Source organism: Parvimonas oralis, assembly GCF_047608425.1.
GTDB lineage: Bacteria > Bacillota > Clostridia > Tissierellales > Peptoniphilaceae > Parvimonas.
On record NZ_JBLKRS010000002.1, the window covers coordinates 137404 to 154737 of the forward strand.

The following is a 17334-nucleotide window of genomic DNA, read 5'->3' on the forward strand; positions in this document are numbered from 1 at the left end:
TTTTGATATGATAAAATTACTTATATATATTTATTAACGGAGGAAGATTATGAAAAAAATAAAAAATATTTTATTGTCAATTGCTATGCTTTTTGTTGTAGTATTAGCTACAGCATGTTCAGGTAAAGAGGAAACTACTACAAAAACTTTTGTACTTGATAAAAATGGTATAAAAACTACAATTACCTATACTTATATTGAAAAGGATGATAAAGTTTTAAAACAAAATACTCAAAATGTTGGTGTTTACGCTCAATTACCAAAAGCAAATAGTAAAGAAGCTGCACAAAAGTTATTAGATCCGGTTGCTAAAAATTATCAAGGAATTAAAGGTATAAAACAATCTATTGACTATCAAGATGATAAATTCATTGAAGATTTAGAAATCGACTATACAGATATTGATTTTGAAAAAGCAAAGAAAATTCTTGGACCAAATTTCCAAGATCCTGCTAAAGTAAAAGTTAGTATGAAAAAGACTGAAGAAGGATTAATTAAATTAGGTTATACAGAACAAAAAAAATAATTATAAAAAAGCAGTTTTATACTACTTCAGTGCACAGACAACGAAAAAGTTTTGTCTGTGCTTTTTTTGTGTGAAAAAATTTGAGGTATATAGTAAATAGTAAAAAATAAGTTTGTTTCGCAATAAGAACCCAACATTCCATAATTCTTCGTAACGTGTGGGTGCTCGGGAACCTTGTTGTTCTATAATAAAAAAAACTTTTAAAAAAAGATAATAATAATTGATATTATTTTAAAAATATGGTAATATATATGAGTAAGAGATAATAAACTCTTTATAAAAGATTTTAGGAGGGAAATATGAGAAAAAAAATTATTTTATTACTTGCATTGGTACTATCTGTGGGGGTTTTAGGAGCTTGTACCAAAAAAGATGATAATAAAAATAAAGACGGGAGAAAGAAAACTGAGCAAAACACTACAAAGAAAAAAGTTATTGCTACAAGTACAATGCTTACAGATTTAGTAAAGCAAATAGGTGGAGATAATTTTGAAGTAGAAGGAATGATGAAAGCGGGAGTTGACCCTCATTTATATAAGCCAACAGCGGGAGATGTTGAGAAACTTGAAAAAGCTGATGTAGTAGTTGTAAACGGATTACATTTGGAAGGACAAATGGGAGAAATTTTACAAGGTTTAGAAAAACAAAATAAAAATGTTATAACTGCATCAAAAAATATTCCATCAGATAGTTTACTTCCTTGGGATGAAGAAGGAGCAGGTCCAAACGATCCGCATATCTGGTTTAGTGTTAAGAATTGGAAAATTGCTGCTAAAAATGTTGCAGAGGGTTTAAAGAAAGCAGACAGCTCAAAAGCTGAAGAAATTGATAAAAATCTTGCTAAATATGAAAAAGAACTTGATGAACTTTCAGAATATATAAAGAAAAAAGTATCAGAATTACCTGAAAATCAAAGAGTTTTGGTTACTGCACATGATGCTTTTAACTATTTTGCAAAAGAATTTGGCTTTAGAGTAGAAGCAATTCAAGGAATAAGTACAGAATCAGAAGCAAGTGCTGCTGATATAAAGAAACTTTCAGACTTTTTAGTTGAAACTAAAATTAAAGCAGTTTTCGTTGAATCTTCAGTTCCTAAGAAAACTATTGAATCTTTAGTTGAATCTTGTAAAGCTAAAGGACATAATGTAAAAATAGGTGGAGAGTTATATTCTGACTCATTGGGAGATGATAATACAAAAGAAAATACTTATATCTCAATGTTTAAATACAATATTGATACAATAGTTGACGCTTTAAAATAATACTTGAAAAAAATCTCCTAAATATATATACTTATATTATGGAGATTTTTTATTTTTATGGAGGAATAAAATGGATGAGATAGCTGTAAAAGTTGAAGATTTAACTATTGCCTATTATTTGAAACCTGTAGTTTGGGATGTTGACTTGGATTTTAAAAAAGGAAAACTTACTGCGATTATGGGACCGAATGGTGCGGGTAAATCCACTTTGCTAAAGGCAATGTTAAATTTAATTCCAACTTCATCCGGAAAAATTTCATTTTTCGAAAAGCCATATAAGGAATTTAGAAAAGATATTTCTTATGTTCCACAGAGCGAATCTGTAGATTGGGATTTTCCGACAGATGTTTTGGATGTTGTTATGATGGGAACTTATGGAAAGCTTGGTTGGATAAAGAGAGCAGGTAAAAAGGAAAAGGAATTATCTTTGGAGGCATTAAAAAAACTTGGAATGGAAGATTTTGTTGACAGACAGATAAGCGACCTTTCCGGGGGACAACAACAGAGAGTTTTCTTGGCGAGAGCATTAGTTCAAGATAGCGAAATATATTTTTTAGATGAGCCTCTAAAAGGAGTTGATGCTAAAACAGAAAAAGAAATTATGAAAATTTTAAAGGATCTAAGGAATAACGGAAAGACAATCATAGTTGTTCATCACGATTTAAGAACTGTTGAGGAATATTTTGATGATGTGGTACTTTTAAATAAATTGGTTATCGCTTCAGGTTCGGTTAAGGATGTTTTTACTGAAGAAAATATTAATAAGACTTATAGGGTGTAGATTATGAATGGAATTTTAGATTTACTTACCGACTATACTTTTATGATGATAGCTTTGGGCTCAGGACTTTTAGGACTTTTAAGCGGAATTATGGGAGTATATGTTACGGTAAAAAAGCAGGGGCTTATTTGTGATGCAATTAGTCATTCTACTCTTCCCGGTGTTTGTATTGCCTTTATGGTACTTGGAATTAAAAATTTAGAATTTTTGCTTCTTGGAGCTTTTATTGCGGGAGTTATAGCCGCACTTATGATTTTCGGAATTGATTTGAAATCAAAAGTAAAGTTTGATAGTGCATTGGCAATAGTTTTATCAACATTTTTTGGACTTGGTATTGTACTACTTGCACTTATCCAAAGAAAAGCAAATACAAATCAAGCAGGTCTTGATAAATTCATATTCGGACAAGCTGCCGCTTTTTTGAAAAAAGATATATATTTTTTAATCGGAATAATTATTTTGGTGTTATTTGTAATTTTATTGTTTTGGAAAGAATTGAAACTTTTTTCCTTTGATCCTGAATTTGCTCAAACAAAGGGATTTTCTATAAATTTAATGACGGGAATATTAATAGTTTTACTTGTAATTTCAATAGTTATGGGAATTCAATCAGTTGGAGTAATTCTAATGAGCACAATGCTTATTGCTCCTCCTGTTGCAGCTAGACAATGGACTGATAAATTTAATGTTATGATGATTTTATCAGGGATTTTTGGAGCTTTCTCCGGAATTACCGGCTCATTTATAAGTATGTACTATAAAGGCCTTTCAACAGGACCTGTTATAACTATAGTTGCAAGTTTAATTGTATTTTTCAGTATATTATTTTCACCGAAAAAAGGGATTTTATTCAGTAAAAAGAGGACTATGCAAGGAGGGACTAAATGAGACAATTAGAAATTTTAATAGCTGTAAGTTTAGTTTCGGCTGCTTGTTCATTGTTGGGACCGTTTTTAATTCTTAGAAAAATGGCTATGATGATAGACTCTATAACACATACAATTTTACTTGGAATCGTAATTGCTTTTTTCATTACAAAAGATTTGACAAGTCCCTTGTTGATTGTTGGAGCAGGACTGGTTGGAATATTTACAGTATTTTTGACAGAACTTATTAATCAGAAGACGACTTTACATGAAGATTCTTCTATCGGACTTGTATTTCCATTTTTATTCAGTATTGCTATAATATTGATTTCAAAATTTTTAAGAGGAGTACATCTCTGTATTGACTCCGTTTTAGTCGGGGAAGTTGCCTTTTCAATAATTCCGAGAATTGAATTTTTTGGCTATGAAATGTCAAAAGTTATTTTTGTAATGTTAGTAATATTTTTAATTGATTTGATTTTTATTTGGGTGTTCTTTAAAGAATTGAAGATTTCTACATTTGATAAAAATTTAAGTTTGATTTCCGGATTTGCACCGGTTGTTATCTATTATGCACTAATGAGTTTGGTTTCAGTAACAACTGTCGGTGCATTCAATGCAGTAGGGTCAATACTTGTAATTTCTTATATGGTTGTTCCGTCTGCAACGGCATATCTTTTGACACAGGATTTAAAGAAGATGATATTTATAAGTGTTTTTATAGGCGTTTTAAGTAGTGTTATAGGATTTTATATAGCTTATTTATATGACCTTTCTATTGCCGGAACAATTGCTATAGTAAATGGATTAATATTTTTATTAGTATTTATATTTGAACCGAGAAACGGAATTATTAAAAAAATATTAAATGAAAGTAGAAAAAGAGATGAATTTGCTGAAGTTACTATGATGCTCCATATAATAAATCATGAAAATACTCAAAGAGCTGATATTGAATGTAATATTGTTAAGATAAATGAGCATTTGTGTTATGCAAAGAATAAATTTGAAAAAGTTTTAAAGAATATATTAAATAAAAAATTTGCTTATATTGAAAATGACATTATAAAAGTTACTGACATTGGTAGAGAGAAAACTTTGAATAAATTTAATGAATGGATGAAGTAAGATAATATGATGAATAATTTTTTAGAATCGTTTTCTAATTCTAATCTAAATTATTTCAAAAATTTAATAAATAATTAAAAGAGAGACAATTTTTCATAAAAAATCTCTCTTTTTTGTTTGTATTTATTTTTACTATGTTTTAAATAATAACTAATAAGTAGGGATAATTATTTTTATAGGGACAAAATAGTCCCTATAAAAATAATCGAAAATTTTAAAATTTTTATAAAAACAACTAAAAATATGTAGATTTTTTTGTAGATTTTGAATATAATTAGTCGTGAGGTGTTTACTCAACAAAAGATAACATTTCTATTTAGGAGGGATTATGAAAAAGAAATTTTTGGCACTTATGTTGTCAGCATTAATGATTGGAGCGACTGCTTGTGGGGGAGATTCCGGAAAGAAAGATGATACAGGCAAAGATATGAAGGCAAATGAAGAAGTTACAGGAAAAATTAGAATTTATACTTCAATGTATGAAGATATTATTGCTAATATGAAACCTGCACTTAAGAAAAAATTCCCTAATTGTGAAATTGAATTTTTCCAAGGCGGAACAGGAACTTTACAAACAAAAATCGCAGGGGAAATTGAAGCAGGAAAACTTGCTTGTGATATTATAATGGTTGCAGAACCTTCTTATGCTTACGAATTAAAAGAAAAGAAGATTTTACATAAATTTGAAATTGAAAACAAAGATAAATTGGCATTCGAATATGATAAAGAAGGATATTGGTATCCTGTTAGAATTTCTAATATGGTTTTAGCTTATAATCCGGAAAAAACAAAGAAAGAAAATATAGCACAAAGTTTTAAAGAATTTGCTGAAAAAGAAAGTCTTACAGGAAAAATTTCAATGTCAGATCCTTTAAAATCAGGTACTGCTCTTGCAGCTATAAGTGGATTAAAGGATAAATATAAAGATGAATATTTCACTAATTTGGCTAAGAGAAAAGTTGCTATTGAAGCAGGTAGTGTTGCTTTAACTAAACTTGAAACTGGCGAAATGGATGAACTTATGATTCTTGAAGAATCTGTTTTAAAGAAAAGACAAGATGACAACTCTTCATTGGAAGTTATATATCCAAAAGATGGAACAATTGTAGTTCCTTCACCAATTATGGTTGTAGATGAAAAATTAACAGAAAACAAAAATACAAAAGCTGCAGAAGCTATTTCAAAATGGTTCTTATCAGAAGAAGGTCAAAAATATATAGTTAAGGGCTGGATGCACTCTGTATTAAAAGATTTCCCTGAAGTTCCTTATGATGCAATCAAAACTTCTGAAATTACATCAAATAGTATAAATGTTAAATGGGAACAATTAGTTAAAGATAGAGATTCTCTAAGAAAGATGTTTACAGATACAATTGGTAAAAAATAATAGATACTAACCATATAAAAATGGGAGATTTATTATTTTAGAATAAAAATATATAACAGAGGGAGGAAACTCCCTCTTGTTAATGAAAGGTTTATTTTATGCAAAAGACAGAAAGAAAATTTAGATTGGATATAAAGTGGATAATAATGCTATCTATTGTTGCACTTTTGCTTGTTTTTGAAGTTTTTCCACTTTTATATCTCTTTGTTAAATCCATATTTCCAAGTGGAAGTTTTACTTTAGATGCTTTTAAAAGAGTTTATAGTTATGATGCGAATTTTATAGCTATTAGAAATACGATTGTTACTGCTATTGCTACAACATTTTTCGGAATGTTAATCGCTTTTCCACTTGCTTTTTTAGTTGGAAGAACTAATTTATATGGTAAAAAAATATTTAGAACTATGTTCGTTGTTACATATATGGTTCCGCCTTATGTAGGTGCTATGGCTTGGCTTAGACTTTTAAACCCGAGGGTTGGAACTTTAAATATGTTTATTCAAAAATTATTTGGACTTAGTGAACCGCTTTTCAATATTTACAGTGTATGGGGAATGATTTGGGTACTTACTTGTTTTTATTATCCTTATGCTTTTATCACAATTTCTCGTGCAATGGAAAAAATGGATCCTTCTCTTGAAGAAGCTGCGAGAATTTCAGGTGCAAGTCCATTAAAGACATTATTTACAATTACAATTCCAATGATGACACCAAGTTTAATAGCTGCAGCACTTTTAGTTTTTGTAACTGCTGCATCTTGTTACGGTATTCCGTCAATAGTTGGAGCGCCGGGACAAATTCACACTGTTACAACAAGAATAATTGAGTTTGTTCATATTGGTAATGAAGAAGGAATAATTGATGCTACAACTCTTGCAGTATTCTTAATGATAATTGCTAATTTAGTTTTGTATGTTTCAACATTTGTACTAGGAAAGAAACAATTTATAACAATGAGTGGAAAATCTACAAGACCTACAATAGTTGATCTAGGGAAATGGAGAACTCCACTTACAATATTAGTTACAATTTTTTCTTTTATAGTAGTAGTTGTTCCTTTTATAACTGTTGCTCTTACTTCTATAACTATCAATATGGGTAAGCCATTGTCTGCAAGAAATATCTCATTTAGATTTTGGCAACAAATGCTTACAAGGGATAGTATATTAAGCTCAACAATAAACAGTTTGGTTGCAGCTTCAGCAGCGGCATTTTTGGGAATAATAATTTCCTGTATGATGGCTTATTTGCTTGAGAGAACTAGAGTTAAGGGAAGAAGAATTCCTGACTTTTTAATAACAGTAGGTTCAGGAACACCAAGTATTGCCATAGCTCTTGCCCTTATAATGACAATGAGTGGAAAATTTGGAATAAATATTTACAATACAATATATATTATGATTATTGCATATATGATTAAGTATATGTTGATGGGAATGAGAACAGTAGTTTCAGGAATGAGTCAGGTTCATCCTTCTCTTGAAGAGGCATCACAAATCTCCGGAGCAGGCTGGCTTAGAATGATTAAGGATGTTACTGCACCGCTTATAATGCCTTCAATTGTTGCAGGTATATTTTTAATATTTATGCCTTGTTTCTATGAACTTACTATGAGTACACTTTTGTATTCATCTCATACAAAGACAATCGGTTTTGAACTTTACAATTATCAAACTTATCATAGTCAACAAATTGCAAGTGTACTTGCTACTGCAATTTTGATTTTTGTATTGGTAGTTAACTGGATTTTAAATAAACTTACAAAAGGTAAGTTTTCAATTTAGGAGGAAAAATGTCAACGATTACTATAAAAGAATTAAGTAAATCTTTTGGTAATGTAGAAGTTTTAAAACCTTTTACAGATACTTTTAAAGATGGTGAATTTATAACACTATTAGGACCTTCAGGTTGTGGTAAAACAACAATGTTAAGACTTATAGCGGGATTTGAAAAACCTACAAGTGGAGAAATACTAATAGGAGATAAAGTTGTTTCAGGAGGAAAAACATTCCTTCCACCTGAAAAAAGAGGAATAGGAATGGTATTTCAATCATATGCAGTTTGGCCTCATATGAATGTTTTTGACAATGTTGCTTATCCTTTGAAAATAGCCGGTATAAAGAAAGAAGAAATAAAAGAGAGAGTTGAAAAAGTTTTAGAAATAGTTCACTTATCTCAATATAAAGATAGAGCTCCATCAGAACTTTCAGGTGGACAACAACAAAGGGTTGCATTAGGACGTGCTTTGATTGCAAAACCTAAATTACTTTTACTTGATGAACCACTTTCAAACTTGGATGCTAAACTAAGAGAAGAAATGCGTTTTGAAATAAAAGAGATACAAAAAAGACTTGGAATTACAGTTGTATATGTAACACATGATCAAATAGAAGCTATGACAATGAGTGATAGAATTATTTTGATTAATAAAGGTGTTGTTCAACAAATAGGAACTCCTGAAGAAATTTACAGAAACCCTGTAAATCCTTTTGTTGCAAACTTTGTGGGTCGTGTTAATTTCATTAAAGGAGTTGCAAAAGACGGCTTTGTTGAACTTGCAAATACCGGAAAGAAATTACCTTATGACGGAGATAAGACAGGTAATGTTATAGTTGCAATAAGACCGGAAGCTCTTAGAATAGACGAAAGAGATGGAACTATTGATGCAAAACTTGTAAGTCAATTCTATCTTGGAGATGTAAATGACTGTAAAGTAGATTTAGGAAATGACAATGTAGTTAGAGTTATAGACCATGTTGAAACTTACGGAGTTTACGAAGAAAATGCAAATATCAAATTGAGAATTAAAAACTTTATGGTATTTGACGATGACGGAAAAGATTACACAAAGATAATAACATAAAAATAAGAACCCCACCCTTCCGCGATGCTTCGCATCGGGTGGGTTCCCGGGAACCTTGTTGTTTCACAATAGAAGCTATTGAATTTTTCAATAGCTTTTTTATGTTTTATAGTCATATTGATTTTTATAATTTAATGCGATATAATAAAATAGAAGGGATGTGAAATGTATGGAAACTGTAAGATTATATACAAGACAAGATATTCGCTCTTTAAAAGAGATTGAAGAGAAAGGTTATTTTACAAATAAAATTTCTTATGTCAAAGAAAATTTCGGAGTGATTTCTGACTACATCTTAGGTTGTTATAATTATTTTGTAAAAGAGGCAAGTAAAAGAGTTCCAAAACCTGATGAAGTTGAAATGCCTGTTTGGTGTGGAGTAAGTAATAAGAATTGTATGCCCGTAATTGAAAATACAGTTGTATATGTTTTAGATGTTCCAAAAGATGAGATAATCTATTTTGATGGAGTTAAATGGGATTATGTACTCAATCATCATTACATTCCGTTGAATGAAGAAGATGATAAAAAGTATAAAAAAAGATTAAAAGAAAAAGGGATAGATAACGGATTTGAGTTTTTTGAGGGAAAATATAAGAATGTTTTTCCAGAAGAAAGACAAATAGTTATAGACAGTTGGACTAGAATATTCGATATTGATGAATGGGATATTTACAGAGTTCAAGCAAACATTTGGAAAATAAAAAAAGAATGGATTTTTGCCATTGTAAATAAAGGAGATATTATTCCTTAAATTTAACTGTGAATATAATAAATAATTATTTTAGAATTTTTGGAAAATGCTATAATGTACATATTTTAGGTTAGACTTTGAATAATTTCAAGGAGGATATTATGAAAAAATTTTTTAAGAAGTTTGTTTTGATTTTGCCGGTTTTTATTGCTTTTTCCGGTTGTTCTAAAAGTTCTAAAGTTAATGACGATAATACAAATAAGCAAGTAGTTAGAAAGGCAAGTAAAGAGGTTGAAAAAATTTGTGGATATTATTATGCGTATGATTCACAAATTGTTTTAGATAATGGTGAATATTATGGTGTGCCTTGTATGTATTATAAGGCTAAACCTATAGACTTTGATAAATGTTCAAAAGAGTCCGTTAAAAAACTTCGTGGTGATTTTACGGATGATGGAAACTTTTTAGAACCGAAAATTTTTGAAGAAGATGGAAAAAAGTATTTAACAGCTAATTTTTTCCCTGAAAAGAAGTTTTGGATAAAAGACGAAAAAACCATTGTTGATGTTGAAACTAATACGGAATATAAAAAGGGTGACCCTAAATAAATATGTGAATAAAAATTGTAAGAAACTAATGCATAGTTTTTTGCCATTAGTTGTTTTTTAAAAATAAGAAGTAAGGGGGATGTTATGAAAAATAAATTTAAAATTTTATTTCTATCGTTCTTTTTATTGACTTCTTGTAGCAATGGAAGAACTAAATCGTATGAAAATAATTTTAGAAAATATCAATATGGGAATGATATTTTTATAGAGGCTAAGATGGATGCTTATAGAAATTTGAATGATGTTGAAAAGGAAACAGAAGTAATTGTTTTAGGTAAAAAAATAAAACAAAATCCGTCAACAATACAAAAAAATAATGGTTATGTTAATGGTGTATATACAATCTCGAATTTTAAAATAGAAAAGGTTTTTAAAGGTAATTTTAAACCGGGAGATGTTGTAGATGTTTTTGAAAGTGCCGGAATAGATGAGGAAACGGGAAAGATTTATCATATTGCAGGATATGAGTTAATGGAAAAGGATGAGGAATATTTACTGTTTTTAAGACATTCGGAAACTGATCCATGGTATATGATCTCAGGATTGAAATTTGGCAAAATTTCACTTTCAGGTAAAAAATCAGAGTTCAGAATAGAATTAGAAAAAGCAAATGAAGATTTAGAATCGTTTAAATTTGAAGATAGAATAAGAGAAGAAGCAATAAAAAAATATATTGAAAAGTAGTAATTTAAAAGATAGAATAATCATAAAATTAAAGAGTTGGAAGTCCAACTGTTATCACGTACACAACCAGCAAATAATTCAAGATCTGTTATGAGAGAGATAGGATTTAATTATAAACCTTATCCATTATCAGACGATAAAGCTGGAATTTTAGCTAAGTATTAGTATTAGGAGGAAGTTATGAAAAATAAATTTAAAATTTTATTTCTATCGTTCATTTTATTGACTTCTTGTAGCAATGGAAGAACTAAATCGTATGAAAATAATTTTAGAAAAAATCAATATGGGAATCATATAATTGCAGATGCTAAGCTAGATTATTATGGAAATTTGGATGATGTTGAAAAGGAAACGGAAGTAATTGTTTTGGGTAAAAAAATAAAGCAAAATCCATCTACAATAAAAAAGGATAAAGTTTATAATGGTGTTTATGGGGCATATACAATCTCGAATTTTAAAATAGAAAAGGTTTTTAAAGGTAATTTTAAACCGGGAGATGTTATAGATGTTTATGAAAGTGCCGGAATAGATGAGGAAACGGGAAAGATTTATCATATTGCAGGATATGAGTTAATGGAAAAGGATGAGGAATATTTACTGTTTTTAAGACATTCGGAAACTGATCCATGGTATATGATATCAGGATTGAAATTTGGTAAAATTTCACTTTCAGGTAAAAAATCAGAGTTCAGAATAGAATTAGAAAAAGCAAATCATTATCCGGAATCTTTTGAACTTGAAGGTAAAATAAGAGAAGAAGCAATAAAAAAATATATTGAAAAGTAGTAATTTAAAAGATAGAATAATCATAAAATTAAAGAGTTGGAAGTCCAACTCTTTTGTTTTTTTGGTCAAAATATGTTAAAATAATACTTGATAATTAATATTTCAGATAGGAGATTTTTATGGTTAGTAAGGAAGAAGTAAAGAAAATTTATTATCTTGCAAACTTGAATGTAAAAGAAGAAGAACTTGATATTATTGCTAAAAAGTTCGACGATGTTCTAGTTTTTGCCAATGAAATTATGGAACTTGATACTTCAGATTGTGAAGCTCTAGAAATTGTTGTTGAACATAACAGTCCTTTGAGAGAAGATGTTGTTGAAGAAAGTATTTCAAGGGAAGATGCACTTTTAAATGCAAGTGACAAAGAGTATGGATATTTTAGATTGCAAAGGGTTGTGAAATAATGGATATTTTAAGTATAAGAGAAGATTTTATCAGTGGTAAGGTGGATTTAATTTCATTTTATACTGATGTTATAAAGAGAATTGAAGATAAAAAAGATTTGAATATTTTTCTTGACTTTTCTAAAGAAAAAATTATGGAAAGAGTTGAATTTTTAAATAATAAATTAAGAAATAAAGAAAAATTGGGCTCTCTTTTTGGAGTTTCAGTTTCCGTTAAAGATAATATTTTAGTTAAAGGATATAAGAGTACTTGCGGTTCAAAAATTTTGGAAAATTATTCTCCAATTTTTAATGCTACAATTATTGATAGACTTTTGGAAGAAGACGCTGTTATTCTAGGAAAAGTTAATATGGATGAATTTGCAATGGGTGGTTCAGGTGAGACTTCTTATTTTGGAGCAACAAAAAATCCACTTGACGAAAGTTTAATTCCCGGCGGTTCATCTTCAGGCTCTGCAAGTAGTGTAAGTGCAGATTTAGCAATGATTAGTTTGGGATCAGATACAGGCGGTTCTGTTAGAAATCCTGCATCTTTTTGTGCTTGTGTAGGATATAAACCTACTTATGGAATGATTTCAAGGTATGGAGTTGTTTCTATGGCAAGCAGTTTGGATCAAGTTGGAATTTTATCAAATGATGTTAAATCAATTCTGCCGATTCTAAATACTATTGGCGGTTTGGATAAAATGGATGCAGTTACAATGAGAGATACTTTATATATTAAGGAAGATAAAGATTTTTCTTTAAAGGGTATTAAAATTGCAACAGTTTCTAATATCGAAAATTATGAAATTGACGAAATTATTTTAAAAGATTATAAAAAGGCGATTGAAAATTTAAAAAATCAAGGAGCTATAATCGAAGAAGTAGATTTTAAATATATTAAACATTCTACAAATGTATATAATGTTATTATGAGCTCTGAAGTTTCAAGTAATATGTCAAGATTTGACGGTATCAGATATGGATATAGAACTGAAAATTACGACTCAACAAGAGAACTTTTTACAAATACTAGAAGTGAAGGTTTTGGAGAAGAAGTTCAAAGAAGAATTGCAATGGGAACTTTCTATCTTGCAAGCTCAAACAATCAAGCTCTTTACAAAAAAGGCTTGGAAGTTAGAGACTTGATAAGTAAAGAAGTTAATAAAGTGCTTTCAGAATATGATTTTATTTTAACTCCTACGACAACTTGCTTGCCAGGCAAGATTGGTGCAGAAAAGGATAATGCTTTAAAATCTTATGCTGGAGATACTTTTAATGTGCCTGTGAATTTTGCCGGACTTCCTGCTATTTCCATTCCTTTAAATCTTAAAAAAATTTGTGGAAGTGTTCAATTTATAGGTAAGAGATTTGATGATGAAAGACTATTAAATCTTGCAATGAATTTTGAAAGGGGGCTTTAATATGAGTTTAAAAACAATAATAGGACTTGAAATTCACGTTGAGTTACAAACTGATACAAAAATGTTCTGTGGTTGTAAAAATGAATATGGTTGTCCTCCAAATACTAATGTTTGTCCTATTTGTTTAGGTCATCCGGGAACTCTTCCAAGAATAAATAAAAGAGCGATTGAATATGCAATAATGGCAGGGAATGCTTTTAATTGTGAAATTTCTATGGATATGAAAATGGATAGAAAAAAATATTTTTATCCAGATTTAGTAAAGGGTTATCAAATAACTCAAGAGAGAACTCCTATTTGTAAAAATGGATATATAGAAATTGATACTGAAAATGGAGTAAAAAAACTTAGATTACAAAGAATTCATATTGAAGAAGATACAGGAAAGTCAATCCACAACGAAAACGGACACACTCTTATGGATTATAACAGAGCGGGAGTTCCGTTAATTGAAATTGTATCTGAACCTGATATGAACAGTCCTGAAGAGGCTATTGCCTTTTTGACAAATTTAAAAGAAACTATAAAATATCTTGGAATTTCAGATGTTAAAATGGAAGAAGGCTCACTTCGTTGTGATGTAAACTTAAATGTAGTTGATGAAGAAAGTGGATTTAAGACAAAAATTACTGAAATTAAAAATCTAAATTCATTTAAGGCTGCACTTCGTGCTATGGAATATGAACAAAAAAGACATATAGAAAATGTTAAGAATAATATTGTTGGTGAAAAAGAGACAAGACGTTGGGATGAATCAAAGCTTGAAACTATAATTATGCGTCATAAAGAAGAGGGAAATGATTATAGATTTAGTGTTGAGCCTGATATTCCATATATCAAACTTGAAAAAGACTTTGTTGAAGCTATTAAGGAAAAAATGCCGGAGTTTCCAAAGAATAAGAAAAATAGATTTTTAGCTGAATACAAACTTTCAGAATATGATGCAAATGTATTAACTCAAAATAAATATTTATCTGAATATTTTGAAAGAGTAGTTAAAAAAGTTGATGATGCAACTCTTGTTTCCAACTGGTTGCTTTCCGATGTTCTAAGAAGAGTTAAAGATTTGGAAATTGAATTTGAAGAAATTCCTTTAAATATTGAATCTTTTGCAAGTCTTTTAAAATTAGTTAAAGAAAATAAGATTAATGCAAATGTAGGTAAAAAACTTCTTAGAGAATTATTTGAAAAAGGAGATTTTGATCCTCTAAAAGTTGTTGAAGAAAGAGGATTAATTCAAATTTCAGATGACAGCGCATTGATTGAAATAGTTGAAGAAGTTCTAAAGAATAATCCATCTTCAATTGAAGACTATAAAAATGGAAAAGATAGAGCATTAGGATTTTTGATGGGACAATGTATGAAGGCTTCAAAAGGTAAGGGAAATCCTCAAAAATTCAATGAATTGATTTTAGAAAGGTTAGTTTAATGAAAAAGGTAGCATTATCTACGGATAACAAAAATAAAGTCAAGGAAATGCTTGCGATTTTAAGTAAATATGATTTTGAAATAGTAACTAAAAGCAAATTGGGTGTAAATGAAGAATTTGAAGAAATTTATGATACACTTGAGGAAAATTCAAAGCTAAAAGCTGAAAAGCTAAGAGAATATTGTTCTTTTGCTGTTTTAGCTGATGATACCGGACTTTTCGTAAATGCTTTAAATGGAGAACCGGGAGTGCTATCTGCAAGATATGCAGGAGAACATGGAAATAGTGAAGCAAATAGAGAGAAGCTTTTAAGAAATCTTGAAGGGAAATCTGATAGAAGCGCATATTTTAAAACAGTAATTGTCTTTGTTGATGAAAATGGAAAAGAATTTATAGCAAAGGGAATTTTAAAAGGAACTATTTCAGAAGTTGAAAGAGGCGAAAATGGCTTTGGATATGACAAGATTTTTATTCCTGAAAATATGGAAAAGACTTTGGCTGAAATAAGTGCAGAAGAAAAGAATAAATTTACTCATAGAAAAAGAGCATTAGAAGATTTAAAAAATATTTTAGGTGATAGATATGATAGTAGCAGTTGTTAGTGATACTCATGGAATTGTACTTCCTGTTGCATACAGTTTACAAAGAAATAAGGTTGATATTGTTCTTCATCTTGGGGATGATTCCGAAGATGTAAAGAAGATAGAACAAATAACAGGGATGGAAATATATGCAGTTGCAGGAAATTGTGATAAAAATCCTAAGGATATTCCGGAAGAATTGGTTTTAGAAATTAGAAGAAAAAAATTCTTTTTAACTCATGGGCATAAATATGATGTTGATAATGGAATTGATAAAATAGTTGAAAAAGCTAAAGAAGTTGGGGCGGATTATGCTCTTTTCGGACATACTCATGTTCATTTAAGAGAAAAAGTTGATGGAATAACTGTTTTAAATCCCGGTAGTACAACTCTTCCAAGACAGGGAGATACAAAGGGATATTATATCGTAAACTTAATTGAAAAAAGTGTTAATAGAATAAATTTAAAATAATCGGCTTTATAACCGACCATTTGGTCGGTTCTTTAGCTGATTTTTTCTATGGAGGAATATATGAGAGTAAGAAAAATAGGAATAGTAAGTTTATCCAGTGGAGTATTGGGAGAAAATTTTGTTTTACATGAAGTTAAAATTGGAATTGAGAGACTAAAAAAATATGGAATTGAAGTTGAATTTTTACCTAATTCAAAAAAGGGTATTGAATTTATAAAAAATAATCCTAAAGAAAGGTCAGAAGATTTAATAAAAGCTTTTAAAGATGATTCAATTGATATGATATTATGTGCGATAGGTGGAGATGATACTTATAGATTATTGCCTTATTTGTTCGAAAATAGTGAATTAGAAAAAGTAGCAAAGCAGAAAATATTTTTAGGCTTTTCAGATACTACAATTAATCATTTAATGCTAAATAAAGTAGGGATAAAAACATTCTATGGACAAGCATTTTTACCTGATGTTTGTGAATTGTCAAATGAAATGCTACCATATTCAAAGCATTTCTTTGAAGAATTAATTAATACCGGAAAAATTAAAGAAATATATCCCAGCGATGTTTGGTATAACGAGAGAGAGGATTTTAGTGAAAAAGCTATTGGAATTTCAATGGAAGAACATCATAATGGAGGATTTGAATTATTAAGAGGAGATTCAAAATTTGAAGGTAAAATATTGGGTGGTTGTTTGGATTCTATATTTAACATTTTTGATACTCCAAGATATGAAGATACGGTATCTCTATGTCAAAAATATAATTTGTTTCCAAGTTTAGATGAGTGGAACAATAAAATCTTGCTTCTTGAAACTAGCGAAGAAAAGCCTAAACCTGAGCTATTTAGAAAGATGATTCTTAAACTTCAAGAATATGGAATATTTGATGTTATTTCAGGTTTGATTATAGGAAAACCACAAAACGAAGAGTATTATGATGAATATAAACAAATTCTTCTTGATGAAATAAAAAATCAAGATTTGTCCATAGTATATAATATCAATGTGGGTCATAGTACTCCAAGATGTATTATTCCTTTTGGAGTAGATGCAAAAGTAGATGTTGAAAAGCAAATTATAGAATTTAAAGAATAAGTTATGAAGAATAATATTGAAAAGAAAAGAGATAGAGAGAAAAAAGTAATAACTGAAATGGTGAAATTGTATTGTAAGAAAAATCACAAAAATGATAAATTATGTGATGAATGTAGGGATGTTTTAAATTATTCTTTAAATAGAATAGATAATTGTAAATACATGGATACAAAAACTTTTTGTTCAAATTGTAAAAAACCTTGTTATAGTCCTAAAATGAAAGAAAAAATAAAACAAATTATGAAATTTTCAGGACCTAGAATGTTATTTCATCACCCATTATTAGTTATTTATCATATAATAAGTGGATTTAAAAAATAAGTTTTAAATATATTTTTAAATAAAAATTTTTTATGGAAAAAACA

At 29.3% G+C, this 17334-nt stretch carries 19 protein-coding genes; all 19 read left to right on the plus strand.

Features of this window, described 5'->3' with window-relative positions; all coding sequences use genetic code 11:
- The first annotated feature begins 49 nt into the window (after positions 1-49).
- Entirely contained in the window at positions 50-526 is a 477-nt protein-coding gene (locus tag ACMX2D_RS04120) for a YehR family lipoprotein (protein WP_414971469.1), read from the plus strand.
- A 299-nt stretch (positions 527-825) separates the two neighbouring features.
- Complete coding sequence (locus ACMX2D_RS04125) at positions 826-1788, plus strand: metal ABC transporter solute-binding protein, Zn/Mn family (RefSeq protein ID WP_414972808.1); 963 nt, start codon at positions 826-828, stop codon at positions 1786-1788.
- 70 nt (positions 1789-1858) lie between these two features.
- Complete coding sequence (locus tag ACMX2D_RS04130) at positions 1859-2569, plus strand: metal ABC transporter ATP-binding protein (RefSeq protein ID WP_414972809.1); 711 nt, start codon at positions 1859-1861, stop codon at positions 2567-2569.
- Positions 2570-2572: 3 nt separating this feature from the next.
- On the plus strand, positions 2573-3457 hold the full coding sequence (locus tag ACMX2D_RS04135) for a metal ABC transporter permease (RefSeq protein ID WP_414972810.1): 885 nt from the start codon (positions 2573-2575) through the stop codon (positions 3455-3457).
- Positions 3454-4563: a metal ABC transporter permease gene (locus ACMX2D_RS04140; RefSeq protein WP_414972811.1), complete on the plus strand. Its 1110-nt coding sequence runs from the start codon at positions 3454-3456 to the stop codon at positions 4561-4563. The genes ACMX2D_RS04135 and ACMX2D_RS04140 overlap by 4 nt, the downstream gene beginning before the upstream one ends.
- 328 nt (positions 4564-4891) lie before the next feature.
- A complete protein-coding gene (locus ACMX2D_RS04145) occupies positions 4892-5950 on the plus strand; it encodes an ABC transporter substrate-binding protein (protein ID WP_009448260.1) in 1059 nt (352 codons plus the stop codon).
- 98 nt (positions 5951-6048) lie between these two features.
- Positions 6049-7734 (plus strand): ABC transporter permease, encoded by a 1686-nt coding sequence (locus ACMX2D_RS04150; RefSeq protein ID WP_414972812.1) that lies wholly within the window; start codon positions 6049-6051, stop codon positions 7732-7734.
- A gap of 8 nt (positions 7735-7742) precedes the next feature.
- The gene (locus ACMX2D_RS04155; RefSeq protein ID WP_281703770.1) at positions 7743-8813 is read left to right on the plus strand and encodes an ABC transporter ATP-binding protein; all 1071 of its coding nucleotides are present in this window, start codon (positions 7743-7745) and stop codon (positions 8811-8813) included.
- A gap of 169 nt (positions 8814-8982) precedes the next feature.
- Positions 8983-9567, plus strand: a complete 585-nt coding sequence (locus tag ACMX2D_RS04160) for a DUF3841 domain-containing protein (protein ID WP_029949953.1) — start codon at positions 8983-8985, stop codon at positions 9565-9567.
- Between the two features lie 101 nt (positions 9568-9668).
- A complete protein-coding gene (locus ACMX2D_RS04165) occupies positions 9669-10115 on the plus strand; it encodes a hypothetical protein (protein WP_414972813.1) in 447 nt (148 codons plus the stop codon).
- An 84-nt stretch (positions 10116-10199) separates the two neighbouring features.
- Entirely contained in the window at positions 10200-10799 is a 600-nt protein-coding gene (locus ACMX2D_RS04170) for a hypothetical protein (protein ID WP_414972814.1), read from the plus strand.
- A 180-nt stretch (positions 10800-10979) separates the two neighbouring features.
- Entirely contained in the window at positions 10980-11585 is a 606-nt protein-coding gene (locus tag ACMX2D_RS04175) for a hypothetical protein (RefSeq protein WP_414972815.1), read from the plus strand.
- 119 nt (positions 11586-11704) lie between these two features.
- Entirely contained in the window at positions 11705-11989 is a 285-nt protein-coding gene (gatC, locus tag ACMX2D_RS04180; RefSeq protein WP_041954591.1) for an Asp-tRNA(Asn)/Glu-tRNA(Gln) amidotransferase subunit GatC, read from the plus strand.
- Positions 11989-13395, plus strand: coding sequence for an Asp-tRNA(Asn)/Glu-tRNA(Gln) amidotransferase subunit GatA (gene gatA / locus ACMX2D_RS04185; RefSeq protein WP_414972816.1), 1407 nt, complete (start codon positions 11989-11991; stop codon positions 13393-13395). The genes gatC and gatA overlap by 1 nt, the downstream gene beginning before the upstream one ends.
- A gap of 1 nt (position 13396) precedes the next feature.
- Entirely contained in the window at positions 13397-14824 is a 1428-nt protein-coding gene (gatB, locus tag ACMX2D_RS04190; RefSeq protein WP_414972817.1) for an Asp-tRNA(Asn)/Glu-tRNA(Gln) amidotransferase subunit GatB, read from the plus strand.
- On the plus strand, positions 14824-15426 hold the full coding sequence (gene rdgB, locus ACMX2D_RS04195) for an RdgB/HAM1 family non-canonical purine NTP pyrophosphatase (protein ID WP_414972818.1): 603 nt from the start codon (positions 14824-14826) through the stop codon (positions 15424-15426). The genes gatB and rdgB overlap by 1 nt, the downstream gene beginning before the upstream one ends.
- Positions 15407-15877, plus strand: a complete 471-nt coding sequence (locus tag ACMX2D_RS04200) for a metallophosphoesterase family protein (RefSeq protein ID WP_414972820.1) — start codon at positions 15407-15409, stop codon at positions 15875-15877. The genes rdgB and ACMX2D_RS04200 overlap by 20 nt, the downstream gene beginning before the upstream one ends.
- Before the next feature lie 60 nt (positions 15878-15937).
- On the plus strand, positions 15938-16969 hold the full coding sequence (locus ACMX2D_RS04205) for a S66 family peptidase (RefSeq protein WP_414972821.1): 1032 nt from the start codon (positions 15938-15940) through the stop codon (positions 16967-16969).
- A 3-nt stretch (positions 16970-16972) separates the two neighbouring features.
- Complete coding sequence (locus tag ACMX2D_RS04210) at positions 16973-17290, plus strand: nitrous oxide-stimulated promoter family protein (RefSeq protein ID WP_414972822.1); 318 nt, start codon at positions 16973-16975, stop codon at positions 17288-17290.
- The last annotated feature ends 44 nt before the right edge of the window (positions 17291-17334 follow it).

Bases quoted from the DNA above. Each gene is read 5' to 3' on its own strand.
- ACMX2D_RS04120 (WP_414971469.1), top strand. From the start codon at position 50: ATGAAAAAAATAAAAAATATTTTATTGTCAATTGCTATGCTTTTTGTT.
- ACMX2D_RS04125 (WP_414972808.1), top strand. From the start codon at position 826: ATGAGAAAAAAAATTATTTTATTACTTGCATTGGTACTATCTGTGGGG.
- ACMX2D_RS04130 (WP_414972809.1), top strand. From the start codon at position 1,859: ATGGATGAGATAGCTGTAAAAGTTGAAGATTTAACTATTGCCTATTAT.
- ACMX2D_RS04135 (WP_414972810.1), top strand. From the start codon at position 2,573: ATGAATGGAATTTTAGATTTACTTACCGACTATACTTTTATGATGATA.
- ACMX2D_RS04140 (WP_414972811.1), top strand. From the start codon at position 3,454: ATGAGACAATTAGAAATTTTAATAGCTGTAAGTTTAGTTTCGGCTGCT.
- ACMX2D_RS04145 (WP_009448260.1), top strand. From the start codon at position 4,892: ATGAAAAAGAAATTTTTGGCACTTATGTTGTCAGCATTAATGATTGGA.
- ACMX2D_RS04150 (WP_414972812.1), top strand. From the start codon at position 6,049: ATGCAAAAGACAGAAAGAAAATTTAGATTGGATATAAAGTGGATAATA.
- ACMX2D_RS04155 (WP_281703770.1), top strand. From the start codon at position 7,743: ATGTCAACGATTACTATAAAAGAATTAAGTAAATCTTTTGGTAATGTA.
- ACMX2D_RS04160 (WP_029949953.1), top strand. From the start codon at position 8,983: ATGGAAACTGTAAGATTATATACAAGACAAGATATTCGCTCTTTAAAA.
- ACMX2D_RS04165 (WP_414972813.1), top strand. From the start codon at position 9,669: ATGAAAAAATTTTTTAAGAAGTTTGTTTTGATTTTGCCGGTTTTTATT.
- ACMX2D_RS04170 (WP_414972814.1), top strand. From the start codon at position 10,200: ATGAAAAATAAATTTAAAATTTTATTTCTATCGTTCTTTTTATTGACT.
- ACMX2D_RS04175 (WP_414972815.1), top strand. From the start codon at position 10,980: ATGAAAAATAAATTTAAAATTTTATTTCTATCGTTCATTTTATTGACT.
- gatC (WP_041954591.1), top strand. From the start codon at position 11,705: ATGGTTAGTAAGGAAGAAGTAAAGAAAATTTATTATCTTGCAAACTTG.
- gatA (WP_414972816.1), top strand. From the start codon at position 11,989: ATGGATATTTTAAGTATAAGAGAAGATTTTATCAGTGGTAAGGTGGAT.
- gatB (WP_414972817.1), top strand. From the start codon at position 13,397: ATGAGTTTAAAAACAATAATAGGACTTGAAATTCACGTTGAGTTACAA.
- rdgB (WP_414972818.1), top strand. From the start codon at position 14,824: ATGAAAAAGGTAGCATTATCTACGGATAACAAAAATAAAGTCAAGGAA.
- ACMX2D_RS04200 (WP_414972820.1), top strand. From the start codon at position 15,407: ATGATAGTAGCAGTTGTTAGTGATACTCATGGAATTGTACTTCCTGTT.
- ACMX2D_RS04205 (WP_414972821.1), top strand. From the start codon at position 15,938: ATGAGAGTAAGAAAAATAGGAATAGTAAGTTTATCCAGTGGAGTATTG.
- ACMX2D_RS04210 (WP_414972822.1), top strand. From the start codon at position 16,973: ATGAAGAATAATATTGAAAAGAAAAGAGATAGAGAGAAAAAAGTAATA.